Raw genomic sequence first — 16,134 nt, forward strand, 5'->3', positions numbered from 1 at the left:
TTTGCGCTTTTTATTCTGTTATTGAAGTCCCCAAAGGGCCGGAACGTTCGATGGCTCCCAACCGGAAAGCGACGTGTGCGCCTGGATGCAGTAGTAGGTTTTACCTTGGTATACGACCAGGTCATTTACCTTGTAGCTCGTATTCGGCGCCCATGCGGGAGTTCCGGCCGTCGCGGTCGTCGCCTGAATCGACGTTCCGTCGGAGACGTTGCCTGCCGCGTCTCTGGCCGTAACTGTGAACGTATACGTTGTGTTGGCAGCAAGGCCGGAGATCGTTGCGCTCGTGCCGGTAACGGAGACGCTTGACGATCCGTAAGTAATCGTATATCCGGTGACGCCTACATTGTCGGTTGACGCGGTCCAGGACAGGCCGATTTCGGAGGCTGTCGTCGAAGTTACGATCAGGTTGGTCGGTGCGGTCGGCTTGATCGGATCGACAGGCGGCGCGTCCGTAGTGACGGTAATCGGGATGCTGGCGTTTGACACGTTGCCTGCAGCGTCCCGGGCCTTAACGGTAAAGGTATAAGAGGTGCTTGGCGCGAGGCCGTTAATCGTTGCGTTCGTGCCTGTTACGTTGACGTTAGTCGAGTCATAAGTGACGATGTAGCCCGTTACGCCTACGTTGTCCGTGGAAGCATCCCAAGCGAGACTGACACTGCCGGACGTTGTGCCTGTGGAGTGCAAGTTGCCCGGCACGGAGGGCGGGATTAAATCGGCTGGCCCGTTGAATTGATTCAGGTAAGTGCGATGCGGGCCGGAGAACCCAAAGTTGGTGTATTTGTCCCAGTTGATCGACCAGGTCATCAGCCCTTTCAGACCCGGATAGCCGGCCGCATGGCGCAGCACGTATGTGCCGCCGTAAGACTGGCCTTTAATCAGATAGTCGAGCGCTTTGTGCACGTTGGCAGGGGTGGTGTAGCCGCCCCCGGCAGCTTGAGGGGACGCAGGCAGCCCGATCAGCACTTGGTCTTCCCGCAGCGCAGGAAACAGATTGTTCGGATTTCCTCCGATTGGGAAGCCGGCCAGCAGCATTTCGGCCATGGCGACTTGGAAATCCGCCGTGCCCTGGCTGTACGATCTGCCGTCCAACCCCGTCATCGAGCCGGAGTTGTAATGCTGGACATGCAGATAGTCCAGATCGTTGCGCAGCGCGTAAATAACCGGCAAATAAGCGCCCCAAGGACCGCCGTAGGCAATATAACCGCCTTGCACGTAGGCAGTTTCCGGCGCCATCGTCAGCAGGAAGTCGCTGTTGTAGCTGCCGAGAATCTCTTGGATCGCCGCGATCAGGTTCACGATTTTGGGAGTCGTCGGGCTGCGGAAGTTGGTATCCCCGCCGTTCAGGCTGAGCGAGCTGCCCTCCAGGTCGATGTCGATGCCGTCAAAGCCGTAGGCGTCGACGAGATTTTTCATCGTTGTAACGAAGGTTTGCTTCGCCTGAGCTGTGGACAGCTCAATCGTGCCGTTAGCCCCTCCGATGGAAATCAGCACTTTTTTGCCTTGGCTCTGCAGATAGTCGATATCCGATTGGAATTCGGCGACAGTAGCGTTGTAAGGAGCGAAAGCCATGTTGCCGCTGGACGGGCCTCCGATCGGCTCGGCAAAAGCTACCTGAATGACATCGAAATCCGGCGAAATATCGCGCAGCCGAATGTTGGTCGAGCCGTTATCGAAGTTGTGCCAGTAGCCGACGATAATTTTGTTGTTGGGAGCAGCGGCCGCCGCGCGCTCCACGTTAGAACTCTGCAGCAGTCCTGCAAAGGCCAACGCTACGACAAGCGCAATCCGCAAACCCAGCTTCAACGAACGATGGGTAATGGCGTACATTAATTTTCCTCCTCAAAATAATAGAATGAGTCCTCTTGGAAAACGCTTACAAGGGACGAAACTCTCTCTGACGCCGTACCACCTCCTTAATCGGTGAAAATGCAAAAAAACGATGAATGCTCGCCGACCGCTGGCTCGTATAAGCATCGTCTGTTGGTTCGAATACCTAAATTGTAAACGCAATTTGCCTTCTAAAAAGGTCAAAATCTTCTACTTGAGGGGGAAAATTTGTAAGCGCTTTTATAAGTGGGGACTTCGAAAAATACCCGGGACGAGGATAGACGTTACTCCTCTTCTACCGAGACAATAAGCTGATCAACAGTAATATTCAAGGCTTCGCAGACTTGTTCCAGCGTGCGTATGTAAACCCTGTCCACAGAATCAGAGCAGAGATGATTATGCATACGACATGGCACAGCATTAACGCTGATGAAGAACCCCTATCTCAGGGGTTCTTCAACAAATCGCTAATCGTATAGCTAGCGGATAGGGTTGAACGCCGAAGGTTACGGAATCTTGATTGGCGTCGCTCAGTTCATCGTAACCCACTTCAATCCCCTGTTCGCCAAAGTATCCAACGGTATAGTCGGGAACGTTGGACTCGCTGCCGATGCTCATCCCCGTCGTTCTATGGGCTCGTAAGCCTCCGCGCGTCCGTCCGGAATGACGAACGACACAATCGTTCCTTCTCCCGGTCTGCTGAAGATGGATAAGCCTTGCCCGTACAACTGAATCAACCGGCGATGCGTATTGGCCACTCCGATTCCTCCCTTGCCGCGCAGGGAGGAATCCAGCAGCCGTTCAATCTGTTCCGGGTCCATCCCCCATCCGTCGTCGCTCACTTCGATTTTAACCGCTCCTCCTTCACGGACGATTCGCACCCGAACGGTACCGCCGACATTCCTGCCAAGCGCGCCGTGTTTGACGGCATTCTCCACGAGCGGTTGAACGGACAGCGGGGGGACGAGCAGGACGAGATCCGGCTCCACCTCCCAGACGAGCTTTAACCTGTCCTCGAATCGGGCCTTTTCTATCTGCAGGTAGGCTTGAACGAGGTCAAGCTCATGGGCCAACTCTACCAATTCTCCCGTGTTCAGAAAATCGAAGCTGATTCGCAGGTAAGAAGCGAACGCGTTGCCCAGCTTGCGCATCTGCTCCGTATCGATCTCGCTCAGCGCCATAATCGAATTCAGCGTATTGAACAGGAAATGAGGATGGATCTGGGCTTGCAAATAAGCGGCTTCCATCCGCAAGCGCTCATTGACGGACTGCTTAAGAGAGGTTAACGCCCGGATGCGGTATTTCAGCTCCAACGCGTCTACCGGTTTGGTGACGTAATCGCTTGCGCCGGACAGGAAGCCGGCATAGATGTCGGCAGGCTGGGTGCGCGCGGTAAGCAGCAGCACCGGAAGCTCGGAGACGGAATAACGCTCCCTGACTTTTTGCGTCAGCTCGTAGCCCGACATTTGCGGCATCATCACGTCGGCGATCACCAGATCCCACGGTCTGGCGCCGAGCAGATCGAGCGCTTCGCGGGCGGATTGAACCGTAGCGACACGATACGGCTCCTGCTCCAGAATGCCGACAAGCACGCTCAGATTGATCGGATCGTCGTCCACTGCCAAAATATGAATCTCCTTATCGTTCAATAGAGGAGGGATCATAAGGGAAGCCGCCGCTTCGCTGGCTGCGATGTCCGTTGCCGCCAGGCTGGCGAACCGCTCCTCCGTCTCTTCCGGGAGCCGCTGCTGGATAGGCGCGACGGCGGGCAATTCCGCAACGGCCTGCGAATCCGCGAGCGGCAGATCGAAGCTGAACACCGAGCCTTGTCCCGGGGAAGAGCGAACGGTCAAAGCCCCTCCGTGCAAATCTACCAGCTGCTTGCAGATGCTCAGCCCCAGTCCGATTCCCCGGCCGTCGCTGATTCCGGGCGCCCCTTGCTCGTAGGGAAGGAATACCCGTGCCTGCGTCTGCTCGTCCATGCCCACTCCGGTATCGGTCACGCGGATGACGGCCCGTCCGTTCCGGATTTCCGCGGCGACGGAGATCGTTCCTTCCTCCGTATATTTCAGGGCATTGTGCAGCAAATTGTACAAAATTTGCACGAGCCGTTTCTCATCGGCCAGCACCGGCGGCATCGATTCCGGGATATCCGTATACAGCCGAACGGCTTTGCCTTGAATCATGAAGTGAAGCATGCCGATGACACCCGGCACGAGCGCCTGCACCTGCAGCGGTTCCTGCCGCAGCGCGATGCGATGCTCCTGCAGCCGCGCGACGTCGAGAAGATCGCCCAGCATGTGGGACATGCGGCGGCTGATCGTGATCAGCAGCTCCATGTCCTTCAGGCTGCCCTCGTCCAACTTGGCCCGTTCCTTGGAAACCACGTTCTGTGCGATGTTCATAATGCCGTGCAGCGGCGTTCGCAGCTCATGAGACGTATTGGCGAGAAACTGGTCTTTCAACTTGTCCGCCTTTTTCAACTGTCGGTTGAGCGAACTGTTCTCGTTGGCCTGGCGGAAATACTTTTTGAACCAGTAAGCGGCGAACCCGATCATCGTCACCATCAGGTCGATCGGATAATAAACGGTGGTCACGTCGATGGTCGATTCGAATACGCTCCAAGTCAAGTTGGAAATAATGCCGGCCGCGGTCAGAAGCAGGAACGCGACGTCTTTGTCGTTTCGATTTTTGACGATCATCGTGCCCACGATGTAGAAGAGCCATACGTACGGAATGAGATATACGCCGATAAAGCCGTAAAAATCGACGAATGCGTGAGCCCAGGAAGCGGGCGCCGCGACCAGTACTCCCGTCAGGCAGACCAGCAGCGCCGTATAGGCGCTTAGCCATGCATTGCGGGGAGGAGCCGACGACAGTCTGCGAAACAGCTTGATCATAAACAGGTTCTGCCAGAGCAGGGAGATCAGTCTGATTTTGATTAACCACGTATAAGATACGGGGAGCAGAACCTGAAGCAGATTGTCCTGGCCGGACAGCAGGGCCAGCCCGACGGACAGCGTAAGCAGCGACATCGTCGACAATGCCCGTTCCTGCCGATTGAACAAATACAAAATGAAAGCGTAAAGGCCGTGCAGCAGCAAGATCATGATCGTAACAAGCTGGGAGCCGATGGAAAACCACCGCACGCTGTCGATCGAGGCTTGCGAGCCGAAACGGATGGATCGCATGATCCCTCCGTTGAACGGTTCGTCGTAATTGGCTGCGCGAATAAGCACGTCCAGCTCCGTCGTTCCCGCTACGGTATAAGAGGCGGTGTACGATATATTGCGCGGCGTATATTCTCCGGCGCTCGAAGCGGGCTTGCCGATGTCTCCTTCGGATACGCCGTTGATCTCGACGGCGGAAGAGGCTTGTATGTTCTTGATCCACAGCGCGACGGGTCGCTTAAGCGGATCGATCAGAATGCGCAGTCTGTACGTCCCGTATCCGTAAGAAGTGCCGGAGTCCGGGTTCAGCGCTTCTCCCCAGTCTCCCGGAACCTCTACCGTACGGAACGGCTTGTCCCCCGCCTGGAGGTCTTCGTGGGTCAGAAGCTGATTCGGGTAAAATTTCCACTGGCCGTTCAGGAAAAAGGTAGGGGAATTGTCCAGGTCGACGCCGCGCATGTCAAGTACCCCGTCCACGGGGCGAGGAGCTTCCAACGTATAGAAAGTTTGCGACCACACCAACCGCAGGCACAGAAGTATCCCCAACATGGCGATCATAAGGGCGGCGTATTTGAGGACGTTCCGTTTGGCGCTCGTTTTTTTCATCGTGTAAAGTCCTGTCTGCTCCATGCGCTCGGGCCTCGCTTCTCGCATTAATCGTTCCGGAGTGCTCGGACGAACGGCTCAGGGATTTTGCGGGGCGTCGTCTCGATTTCCTTCAGTATAAATAATCCGGTCGATTATGCCAATGAAAGAACATCCTGCCCGAAGCGCGAATAAGCGCGTTCATGCAGGATGTTCGGGGGCGCCGCGAGCGAATGCCGGCCATCATTTGATGCCGAAGCGGACGAACGAGTCGACGATCTGACGGCGCAGAACGAGGTAGATGAGCAGAATCGGCAGGCACGATACGGCGGTCGCCGCCATCATCGAGCCCCACATGTTGGTATCCGAGTTGACGAACATTCGCAGGCCGATTTGCAGCGGAGCGTTCTCCATCTTTTTCGTGATCAGCATCGGCCATAAGTATTCGTTCCAGCCGTTGATGAACAGAATGATGCCGAGCGAGGCGACAGTCGATTTAATGTTGGGCAGAATGAGCCTTGTCAAAATACCGAAGTCGCTCTGCCCGTCGATGCAGGCGGCCTCGATCAGCACGCGAGGGAACGAGTTGAAGCTCTGGTACAGCGACAGAATCGCGAAGGTCGAGACGGCGAACGGCAGTACGATTCCGATCAGCGATTCGTTGAAGCCTAGCTGGTTCACGAGCACGTAGTTGGGGATCATGACCGCTTGAAAAGGGATCAGCCAGGTCAAGCTCAGCAGGGCGAAAATAAATCCCTGGCCCCGGAATCTCCAGCGAACGAGCGCATACGCGGCCAGCAGGCCGGTCGCGAGCTGGGAGGCGGTCAACAGCGTCGCGACTCCGAACGAATTGAACATCATCCGAACGATCGGCATCTGCTCGAAAGCGTACGTGTAGTTGCTGAAAATCGGCTTAAGAGGAATCAGAGAGGACGTGAATATCTCCGATTCATTCTTGAACGAGGAATTCAGCATCCAGTAGATCGGGAACAGGGCGATCAGGCACATGACGGCTAGCGCGGCATGCTGCGCGATCGCGAGTCCCGAAAATCGTTTCTTCATCGGGGGCTCCTCCCGTTCTAGTTGTCGTAAAAGGAATACCTTCTGGAAAGCTGATTCAACGTCAGCGAGATGACCCCGAACACGATGAAGAAGAGCAGGGCGGCCGCGGCGCTGAAGCCGGCGTTCAGGTTGGAGAAGGCGTACTTGTACATCTCGTAGTAGACGTTGGTCGACGTTCCGTAAGGGCCGCCCGTCGTCAAAATATCGATATAGGCGAACGTCCACTGGCTGGAAAACAGAATGCTCATCGTCAGCATGAACAGGATCATCGGCGACAGGAGCGGAACGGTCAGGCGGTAAAACTGCTTCAGGCTGCCGGCCCCGTCGATCGCCGCCGCTTCGTAATATTCCCGATTGATGCCGGTAAGCGCCGCGGAGAACATAATCGTGCTGAAGCCGACCATTTTCCAGCCGGTGATGAACAGGATCAGCCATTTCGCGAAGCCCGGGTCAGAGAAGTAGGCGATCGGCTGGCTGATCGCTCCGAGCCGCAGCAGCACGTCGTTGACCAGTCCGTTGGACGGGTGGAACAGCCAGCGCCAGATGGCGCTGACCGACACGGGAGCGAGAATCATCGGCACGAAGAAAAGCGCGCGGTAAACATTTTTCATTCGGCCTTCCATCTGGTGAGTAACGGATGCCAGCAGCAGCGGAATCAAGATGGAGAAGGGCAGCAGGCCGGCCGTGTAGAACAACGTGTTGCCGATCGACCCGATAAAGCTCTTGTTCTCCATCAGCCTCGCGAAATTATCGAAGCCGACGAATTCCGGCGTCGTTCCCGGAACCATGCCCCACTTGTGGAAAGCCAGATAAAAAGTGTTCAACAGCGGGCGGTACATCCAGATGCCCAGCAGCAGCAACGCGGGCAGAAGGTACAGATAAGGCTTCAGCTTGCGCCAGAGCTTCGCTCCGTTCAGGCTTCTATTCCGCGCGATCGACGGCTTCCCCGGCAAAGGGGGAGCATAGGAGGTTTCTAGTGCTTGGCTCATCGCAGTTCCCTTCTTTACTGAATCATCTTGTTAATTTCGTCCGCGGCCTTCTGCAGCGTCTCGGCAACATTGCTGTCGGAGATGACCGACTTGCCGATCGCGTCGGAGAACAGAGTTGTAATCTCCGACGCGTATTCTCCCGGCCAGATCGCGACAGGGTGGATATGCTTCAACTGTTCGAGGTTGATCCGGTAAAGCGGGTGCTTGTCGATAAAGTCCTTCAGTCCGTTCGGATCGTCCGCCAGCGCCGTACGCAGAGGCAAGTAGCCGATCTCCGAGGTGATGATCGTGTAGCCGCGGTCGCTGGTGACGAACTTGATGAACTCCCACACGGCGGCGTTCTTCGTCGGGGTGTCCGGGCGCACGGCGAGCATGCTGCCGGAGTTGACCGGAATGGACGGCTTGTCGCCGAACTGCGGCAGGCCTGCTCCGTAGACGTCCCAGCCGCCGGCTTCGGACGCTTTGCGAATGCCGCTGTACAGCGCCGTCGAGGTGATGTACATGCCCATGTTGCCGGCCATGAACTGCTCGGCCAACTCGGCTTCCGCGCCTACCGCGTGAGCGCCGTTTTGGTACAGGTCCTGCCACATTTCGATCGCTTCGACGGACGCCGGCTCGGCGAATTTGACCGATTTGCGATCTTGAGCGAGCACCTCTCCGCCATTGCTCAGAATCAGGCCTTCCGTCGTCCAGCCGTTGTTGGGAGCGAGCCCGAAGCCGTCTTTGCCGGTGGCCGCCTTGATCTTCAGGGACGCTTCCTTGATGTCGGCCCATGTCTTCGGCGCGTTGGTCGGGTCGAGCCCGGCATCGCGGAACAGCTTGCCGTTCATGAAGACGATCGGCGTGCTGAACGTGAAGGCGAGGCCGTACATTTTGCCGTCGATCTTGCCCAGTTCAAGCGCGTTCGGCTCGATGCCCTTGAGATGCTCCTCCAGCTGATCCTTCGGAAAAACATCTTCGTAAGCTTTGAAGCCCAGGTTCAATCTGGAGGCGTCCAGCGTGCTGAACGTATGCTGCACGATATCGACCGCCTTGCCGGCGGAGATGTCGGCTTTGTACTGCTGGTAAGTCGGATCGGCGACGGCTTCGACGATGACGCCTTTTTCTTGGCCGATGGTGTCGTTGAACTCCTGGATGAGATGCTCCATGCCGGCCTTCATTGTCGGCGCGGCCAGGCTGTAGGAGTAGAACGTGATTTTGGTCGGATTGGCGGGGTCCAGGGCGGCTTGCCCGGCTTCGTTCGAAGAGTCGGCCGCTCCGGCTCCGCAGGCGCTCAGGCCGATGGCGGTTGTCGCCGCGAGCAGCGCGGACAATCCTTTTTGCATGCGATTCATGGATATAAACCTCCCGAATAGGTGTCTATTCTAGACAGTAAGCTTGGATATGGCGTCGGACGACCTCATCGATGCCGAATTCCGTCTCCAGATAGCGTTCGAAGGAGCCGTAGGCGGTCAGGATACTGTTCATGGACGCGTCCAGATAACGAGGCTGCAGTTCCATCGTTTCCCGGAAAGTTTGCAGTTCCTCTTCGCTGATATACTTGGAGACCGCGTCGTACATTTGCCCGTGATAATCGGCCAGCGTAACGTTGGAGAGGAGATAGTCCTCCATGACGGTTTCGTAGGGAACGCCGAGCGTCAGCAGAATCAGCATGCTGCCGACCCCGGTGCGATCGCGTCCGCCCGCGCAGTGATGCACGAGGGGCAGATTGGCTTCCGGCTCGCGCAGCAGGGCCATCAGATGCTTGTACGACGGGTTGTCTATCGGCAAGGAGGCATAGAGCCGGAGCAGCATGTCTTCTCCGAACATCTTGTGCAGCCCTTTGGCGAACAGATCCTCGATCGACAGATGAGGCTGGTCTTCGGCCGCCGCGTTGGCGGGAACGCGGGTAAGGACGGCATTGCCGATTTGCGGGTCGGGCTTCTGCTCGGCCTCGCCGCGATTGCGGTAGTCGAAGACGCTCTTCAGGCCGATCTGCTCCAGCAGCACCATATCTTCTTGCGTCAATCCCGTAAGCTCCGCCGCGCGGAACAGCAGCCCGGATTTCACCGTGCGTCCGTCTTCGGCGCGCAGACCGCCCATGTCGCGGAAGTTGAACGCGCCTCTCAGCGGAAGCAGGCATTGCGGCATAAGCTGTTGGGTCATCGTGTTCGTTCTCTCCTTGATAGTCATTTAATGTTGCGCTGCGAGGGCCGCGAAGGAAAATTTGAAAAATTCGGTTCCGCTCGTCGGCAGGGCGACCGTCTGAATAGATACTCCCTCTCCCGGGCTTACGGAGACGATGTTGTAGCTGCAGGCGTCGACCATGCGGAAGTGTTCCGCATCGGCCATTTCGCCTGCGAACGCGGTGCCTGCCGCGGCGACGTTAAGGACGCCGTGGTACGAGCCGATGTTGTTGGAATGCACGTGGCCGGCCAAGACGGCGACGACGTCGGTACCGGACAAGGCTTGTCCGACCTGTTCCCGGTTCGCGAGGATGTGGTCTCCCAGCACTCCGCCGATGCTCAGCAGGGGATGGTGAAGGCCGATGACCGTGCCTTTCGGAGCCGGGGTTTGCAGCTCTTGCTTCAGCCAGGAGAACTGCGTCTCGTCGAGATTGCCGTTATGGCTGCCCGGTACTTGCGTATTCAGGCCGATCAGACGCAGACCGTCGATCGTGTGCGAATAGTAGTAAGGTTCTTCCGAAGGCTGTTCGCCGAGATAACCTTCGCGGAAAGGGCCGCGGTGATCGTGGTTGCCGAGCACGACGTGGACGGGAGCGCCGATCCGCTCGGAGCCTTCGTCCAGCAGCTTGCGGATGTGGGCGTAGTCTTCCGCGTCTCCCTCATGGGACAGGTCGCCCGTAATGAGGACGAAGGCCGGCGCGATTCCGGTCTCTTCGATGTGGCGGAACACTTGGACGACTTTGTCGGCGAGCTGGAACTTGGCGAACTGTCCGTCCTTGCCGGGAGCGTTCATGTGCGTGTCGGTGAGATGTACGAATTTGACGGGTTTCATATCGGGATAACCTCCAGATGAATTCGAATTTGAACTCTTGTACACAACAATTATTGATCTTGTATGTAAGTTGGGTATAAACCAGGCTGCGGAAGTTTGTAAAAAAATGAGCATCAAAAAGGACGAGCCTTAATCAGGCTCGTCCCCAAATTCAAACGCACTTTATAGATAAGGATGATTCCAAATCATCGCCGACTATTGATCTCTTCTTCTTCGAGGAGAGGGCATTTCTTCGCAGTAAGACTGCAAATGCTTGTCTAAGCTCCAAATTCTTATGGACGCTATTGCAAGGGCAGTATCCTTATATTTTTTGTATACTTGCACAATAGATAAATCGCCGATCCCGATTTCCATAACGGCATATTGAACTACGTTGCTTGATATTTCTAACAATTCTTCTCTTTCAAACTCCTTGCCGTAATAAGACCAAGGGGCCTGATCATTCACCGTTCTCTTAATGAGTTCGGCCATGATTTGAGCGCGGTTTCTTCTCAGATTGCCATCTGCAATATGAGCAATGTGATTGCCTGTTTCTATGATGGTTGCCAAGGGCAGAATCAATGTTTGTTGTCGATCTTGCTGCAATACAGCCAATTCTTCAATAATTTCCTTGTGATTCTGGTTCATATGGGGAATGTTTATAATGTTGCACAGGATGGAGGTGTCGATAATCCTTACATGCATAGCTATACCCCCAGCCAGCTTAAATCCGTATGATTTTGAACTGGTTTTTTTAGAGCTTTTACTAGTTCGTCCCTCACGGTCAGGTCGCCCAAATTCCCCTTTGACAACAAAGCAGGCAAAGACTCCATATCCGGCAGCGAGTAGAACTTGCTAGATCCGTCGTTCAAATCCCTGTAGCATAAAACAACGCCTAACAATTCTTCTCTCGTAAGAGCGTTAAGCAACGTAGGATTGTGCGTAGTTATAATAACATCTATTTGCCGTTCCTTAGTTAGTCTTGACAAGGTTTGAATCAAACCTTTAATTCTGCTTGGGTGAATGCCGTTGTCAACTTCTTCTATTACGATCATGCTTCCCGGTTCTTCGCTAATAATCGCAGATAATATGGCCAAGTATCTGAGCGTACCGTCTGAAAGCCGCTTGGCCTCAACAAATTCGGAGCGTTCGCCATATTTTTCCTTCAGACAAAACATAACGTCGCCAATTGAAGTTTTAATAAAAGAAATATCCTGGATTTCATTTTCGGGTAATTCTTTCAGTGCCTCCAGCAACATTTTCTTATAGTCCTTATGCTGGCACAGCTCATAAAGGACAGAGGAGATATTATCCGCTCTCGGGCGCAGTTCATGATCGCTTATTCTCGAGTAATCTCTCATGTGGCTGGGGAGGGGGTCCAGAAATAAAATTTTTCCTAAACGCTCCAAAACCAAGTTGATGTACGCCGCATTTTTTTTGTTATTTTCGGTTTTCGTAGGCATCTTAGACGCAAGTTGAGCAAGCACAGAAGCAGAGCGAATACAAGTAACTTCCGGATTTCTGCCTCTCTTTCCATTACTGTATTCAACGCTGATGTCGCTAAAATCGTCAGATGTATCTTTGGTTTGGAAAATAACAACGGGTTTAGCATCGGTGGAAAGTTTAAACAAACGCTCGGAAAGTACAAAAACTCGATTGCTCACTTTTATTGTAATGGAATATTCCAGATCGTAATCTTCATCAAGATCGACCAGACACCCCAAAGTAAACGTGTCAGTGCCGATTCTGGGGCATCCGATACTGCCGCCTCTTATTTCACTGTCGACGTTCTTCGAGCCGTCAAAGATAACTGACAATTCTCTGCCTGAGGATATTTCGGAAAGAACTTTCATTCCCTCAATGGCATTGGTCTTGCCGCCAGCGTTGCTGCCAATCAGAGCAGTTAATTTCTCTATTTCTAATGAGGAACGTTCAAAACTTTTAAAGCTCTGGAACGAAAAGCTCTTAAGCATTCTCCCCCACCTCTTACCCTCGATTTGGAATGCAGCCTCATATTACCCAGTATAACAAGTTGCATTCATCGCAATACCAGAAACGTGCGGCTAGACCGAAGGAATCTGCCAGTCGATCTCTTCCTGGCCGGTCTCCCGCAGGAAGGCGTTGCTCTTCGAGAACGGGCGGCTTCCGAAGAAGCCCGCATGAGCGGACAGCGGACTGGGGTGAGCCGACCGAATGATGCAGTGGCGCTTCCCGTCGATGAAGGAGGCTTTCTGCTGCGCGTGGCGGCCCCACAGGATGAATGCCATCGGCTTCTCCCGTTCGTTCAGGCACGCGACGATGCGGTCGGTGAACCGCTCCCAGCCGAGGCTCTTATGCGAGTTGGCTTCGCCCTGCCGCACGGTCAGCACCGCATTGAGCAGCAGCACGCCCTGCTTGGCCCAATGCTCCAGATTGCCGTGGTTCGGAATGTCGCAGCCAAGGTCGGCCTTCAATTCCTTGAATATATTCTGAAGCGAAGGGGGCTGCCTGACGCCTTGCTGAACCGAGAAGCTGAGCCCGTGGGCTTGTCCCGGGCCGTGGTACGGGTCCTGCCCGAGAATGACGACCTTCACTTCCGAGTAAGGCGTCCAGTGCAGCGCTTGGAAAATCTGATAAGGATTCGGGTAGACGACCTGTTCCCGATATTCTCCGGCCAGACGCTTTCTTAACTCCTGATAATAGGGTAATTCCATCTCGGGGTGGAGCAGATCGCCCCAATCGTTGTTAAATAGAACGGCCATGCCAAGCTTGTCTCCTCTCTAGAAAATGTCCAGCGCGACCGGACAATGGTCGCTTCCCAGAATGTCGCAATGAATGGCGGCGTCCTTAATTGAAGGAGCCAGCCGCGCCGACGCGATAAAATAGTCGATTCTCCACCCGACGTTCCGCTCCCGGACGCCCGGCATATTCGACCACCAGGAGTAGACGTCGGTCCGCTCGGGATGCAGATGCCGGAACGTGTCGACGAAGCCGGCGTCCAGCAATCGGGTCATCTTCTCCCGCTCTTCGTCGGTGAAGCCGGAATTGCCGCGGTTCGACTTGGCGTTCTTGATGTCGATCTCCTGGTGGGCGACGTTCAAGTCGCCGCAGGCGATGACCGGCTTGCGCTTGTCCAGCTCGGACAAATAGTCGCGGAACCGATCCTCCCAATCGAGCCGGTAATCCAGGCGCGACAAGTCCCGCTTGGCGTTCGGCGTATAGACGGTCACGAGGAAGAACTCCTCGAACTCGAGCGTAATGATCCGCCCCTCCGGCTCCGAATCTTCTTCGATGCCGTAGCGCACGGACAGCGGCTTGATCCTCGTCAGGACGGCCGTGCCGGAGTAGCCTTTTTTCTCCGCGTAGTTCCAATACTGCTCGTACTCTTCTCCGATGGCGAGAGACAGCTGGCCTTCCGACAGCTTCGTCTCCTGCAGGCAGACGATGTCGGCGTCGACTTCCCGGAAGTAGTCGAGAAACCCTTTATTCACGCAAGCCCGCAATCCGTTAACGTTCCAAGATACCAATTTCATGTGCGCCTGCCCCTTTTCCGAATCCTTTTTTACCAGTGTATCATAGATTGGCTTTGGGACCGACTTCCGGATTGTTTTTTGTGCCGAAACTGGCTATCCTTAAAGTGCGAGAACTACCTCTTAAAAAAAGAATTCGTTCGGACGTAACCGGGAGACAGGAACTTTTCCAACCTACTAAATAATCAGGATAAGAGATGACATATGACTATCGGATTTTTCGATTCGGGAATTGGCGGATTGACGGTGCTGGCGGAGTCGTTGAGACGGCTTCCTGCGCAAGATTACGTCTATATGGCGGATACGCTTCACGTGCCCTACGGGCCAAAATCGCAAGAGGAAGTCAGGGACTACGTGCTGGCTGCGATAGAGACGATGATGGAAGAGGGGATCGAGGCGCTCGTCATCGCGTGCAACACGGCGACGAGCATCGCGGTGAACGAGCTTCGCGAACGGTACGACATTCCGATCGTCGGCATGGAGCCGGCGGTCAAGCCGGCGGTGGAGATGAACCGGGCAACCGGCAAGAGGGTGCTTGTCTTCGCGACTCAGCTGACGCTCAGCATGCCGAAGTATTACGCGCTCGTCTCGCGGGTGGACGAAGAGGGGATCGTCGATTCGCTGCCCCTTCCGGAGCTTGTCCGCTACTGCGAAGACTTGCAATTCGACAGGGCCGTTCTGGGAGACTACTTCCGCGGCAAGCTGGCGGATTACGATCTCGACCGCTACGGCATCGTCGTTCTGGGCTGCACTCATTATCCGTACTATCGCAACATCCTTCGTGAATTGCTGCCCCCGCACATCGAGATCGTGGACGGCAACGCCGGGACGATCCGCCGGCTGGCCTCGCTGCTGAGCCGTTACGGGGTTGTAGGGGGACGAGGAAGCGGGCAAGTCAAGTTCATGTGCACCGATAACGACCCGGCCTACATCGACAAGATGCAGACCGCGCTGCAATGGCTTCGCGACAACTATTCCTAGTATAGGCTCGCTGATCATTTCAAGACCGTCCTATAAACGCAAATAGGCCGCCCTTCATAAAGGATGCGGCCTATTTAAATAAGCAGGCCGCCCGGACTCTCGGCAAGAGTCGGGCGGCCTGTCTGCTGCCGTTATCGTTTCCGGGACATCCGGTTAAGCCGGAGGCGGCTGGCCGCGTAGGTCATCAGAATCGGGACGCCGAGTGCGGCGCCGATGGTCATCAGCGCGAACAGCGCATGAAGAATCCAGCCGGCCGCATCCAGAAGGTGCGCAGCAGCCAGCAGCGCGATCAGCCCGACGGTCGCGGCGGGGACGCTAAGGAACGGCCTGAGATTCCGGACGTTGCGAACGTACTTCTCGCGGTTCGTCTCCATGTCCGTGTAGATCGGCTTGGTGCCTTTGGGCGCGGAGAAAATATGGATGTCCCCGACCGAGCATACCCGGGTCCAGCCTCCGGCCTGGAACAGCTCGGAATAACCGTCCAGCTCCTGCGGAGCTACCTCGTGGTAATCCACGCAATAGTCGAGCTGGGCCGGAGTTCCTCTGCGAAGGAAGTAGCCGAGCGGAGCGAAAGATTCCAGCAGCCATCCCTGGGCGGCAAATCGGCTTAATTTGTTCATATCCCCTTGCTCCGAGAAAGCCAATCCTCCGGACATTGCGTAACGTTTGTTCCTAGCCATCGTTTCTCTCCTCCTTGGCGGCCAGAAGGGCCAGGTTGCCGTGCTCGGCCATTCTTTGCCTTCTCTCGATCTCGGCGATGACGAGCTGTTTGCCTTTGTCGGTAATCGAATACGTTTTTCTTCTGTCGGTAGCCTCGTCTTCGGTCAGCAGAATGCAGCCGCTGTCCTGAAGCTTGCGAATGAGCGTGTAGGCGGTGGCGGGGCCGATGACGAATTCCCCGTCCGTCAAGCTCTCGATATAGCTCATGATCGAGTAGCCGTGCCGGGGTGCGAGCAGGGCGAGCAGGATGTAGTAAGCCGCATCCGTCAGTTGTTCCTTCTCCAGCGTATTGTTCCGTGACAAGCGTTCGACCTC

Annotated in this window: 15 protein-coding genes; 1 reads left to right on the plus strand and 14 read right to left on the minus strand. The window is 55.5% G+C overall.

Going from position 1 to position 16,134, the window contains the following annotated elements; translation table 11 throughout:
- Positions 1–18: 18 nt before the first annotated feature.
- From B0G52_RS12755 to B0G52_RS12810, 12 genes are all read right to left on the minus strand, one after another.
- Positions 19–1,827 carry a fibronectin type III domain-containing protein gene (locus tag B0G52_RS12755; protein WP_094044771.1) on the minus strand — a complete coding sequence of 603 codons (1,809 nt, stop codon included), beginning with the start codon at positions 1,825–1,827 and terminating at the stop codon, positions 19–21.
- Between the two features lie 284 nt (positions 1,828–2,111).
- Entirely contained in the window at positions 2,112–2,231 is a 120-nt protein-coding gene (locus B0G52_RS12760) for a helix-turn-helix domain-containing protein (RefSeq protein ID WP_143762555.1), read from the minus strand.
- 210 nt (positions 2,232–2,441) lie between these two features.
- Positions 2,442–5,603, minus strand: coding sequence for a hybrid sensor histidine kinase/response regulator (locus tag B0G52_RS12765; RefSeq protein ID WP_094045087.1), 3,162 nt, complete (start codon positions 5,601–5,603; stop codon positions 2,442–2,444).
- A 222-nt stretch (positions 5,604–5,825) separates the two neighbouring features.
- On the minus strand, positions 5,826–6,644 hold the full coding sequence (locus B0G52_RS12770) for a carbohydrate ABC transporter permease (protein ID WP_094044773.1): 819 nt from the start codon (positions 6,642–6,644) through the stop codon (positions 5,826–5,828).
- Between the two features lie 17 nt (positions 6,645–6,661).
- Entirely contained in the window at positions 6,662–7,633 is a 972-nt protein-coding gene (locus B0G52_RS12775; protein ID WP_094044775.1) for a carbohydrate ABC transporter permease, read from the minus strand.
- A 14-nt stretch (positions 7,634–7,647) separates the two neighbouring features.
- The gene (locus B0G52_RS12780; RefSeq protein ID WP_094044777.1) at positions 7,648–8,967 is read right to left on the minus strand and encodes an ABC transporter substrate-binding protein; all 1,320 of its coding nucleotides are present in this window, start codon (positions 8,965–8,967) and stop codon (positions 7,648–7,650) included.
- Between the two features lie 25 nt (positions 8,968–8,992).
- On the minus strand, positions 8,993–9,778 hold the full coding sequence (locus B0G52_RS12785; protein ID WP_158223687.1) for a tyrosine-protein phosphatase: 786 nt from the start codon (positions 9,776–9,778) through the stop codon (positions 8,993–8,995).
- A 27-nt stretch (positions 9,779–9,805) separates the two neighbouring features.
- The gene (locus tag B0G52_RS12790; RefSeq protein ID WP_158223688.1) at positions 9,806–10,630 is read right to left on the minus strand and encodes a metallophosphoesterase family protein; all 825 of its coding nucleotides are present in this window, start codon (positions 10,628–10,630) and stop codon (positions 9,806–9,808) included.
- Between the two features lie 195 nt (positions 10,631–10,825).
- Positions 10,826–11,314, minus strand: a complete 489-nt coding sequence (locus tag B0G52_RS12795; protein WP_094044783.1) for a hypothetical protein — start codon at positions 11,312–11,314, stop codon at positions 10,826–10,828.
- 2 nt (positions 11,315–11,316) lie between these two features.
- On the minus strand, positions 11,317–12,582 hold the full coding sequence (locus tag B0G52_RS12800; RefSeq protein ID WP_094044785.1) for an AAA family ATPase: 1,266 nt from the start codon (positions 12,580–12,582) through the stop codon (positions 11,317–11,319).
- Between the two features lie 90 nt (positions 12,583–12,672).
- Entirely contained in the window at positions 12,673–13,350 is a 678-nt protein-coding gene (locus B0G52_RS12805) for a uracil-DNA glycosylase (protein ID WP_094044787.1), read from the minus strand.
- A gap of 18 nt (positions 13,351–13,368) precedes the next feature.
- Positions 13,369–14,121 (minus strand): exodeoxyribonuclease III, encoded by a 753-nt coding sequence (locus B0G52_RS12810; RefSeq protein ID WP_094044789.1) that lies wholly within the window; start codon positions 14,119–14,121, stop codon positions 13,369–13,371.
- A gap of 201 nt (positions 14,122–14,322) precedes the next feature.
- On the opposite strand from B0G52_RS12810, the gene murI reads away from it, so the two are divergent.
- Positions 14,323–15,099, plus strand: a complete 777-nt coding sequence (gene murI, locus B0G52_RS12815; RefSeq protein ID WP_094044791.1) for a glutamate racemase — start codon at positions 14,323–14,325, stop codon at positions 15,097–15,099.
- Between the two features lie 131 nt (positions 15,100–15,230).
- Here murI and B0G52_RS12820 read toward each other — a convergent pair whose 3' ends face one another.
- On the minus strand, positions 15,231–15,779 hold the full coding sequence (locus tag B0G52_RS12820; protein ID WP_094044793.1) for a DUF2812 domain-containing protein: 549 nt from the start codon (positions 15,777–15,779) through the stop codon (positions 15,231–15,233).
- Entirely contained in the window at positions 15,772–16,122 is a 351-nt protein-coding gene (locus tag B0G52_RS12825; protein ID WP_094044795.1) for a PadR family transcriptional regulator, read from the minus strand. Before B0G52_RS12825 ends, B0G52_RS12820 begins: the two co-directional genes overlap by 8 nt.
- Positions 16,123–16,134: the final 12 nt, after the last annotated feature.

The sequence above is a fragment of the Cohnella sp. SGD-V74 genome (assembly GCF_003001675.1).
Classification (GTDB): domain Bacteria; phylum Bacillota; class Bacilli; order Paenibacillales; family Paenibacillaceae; genus Cohnella.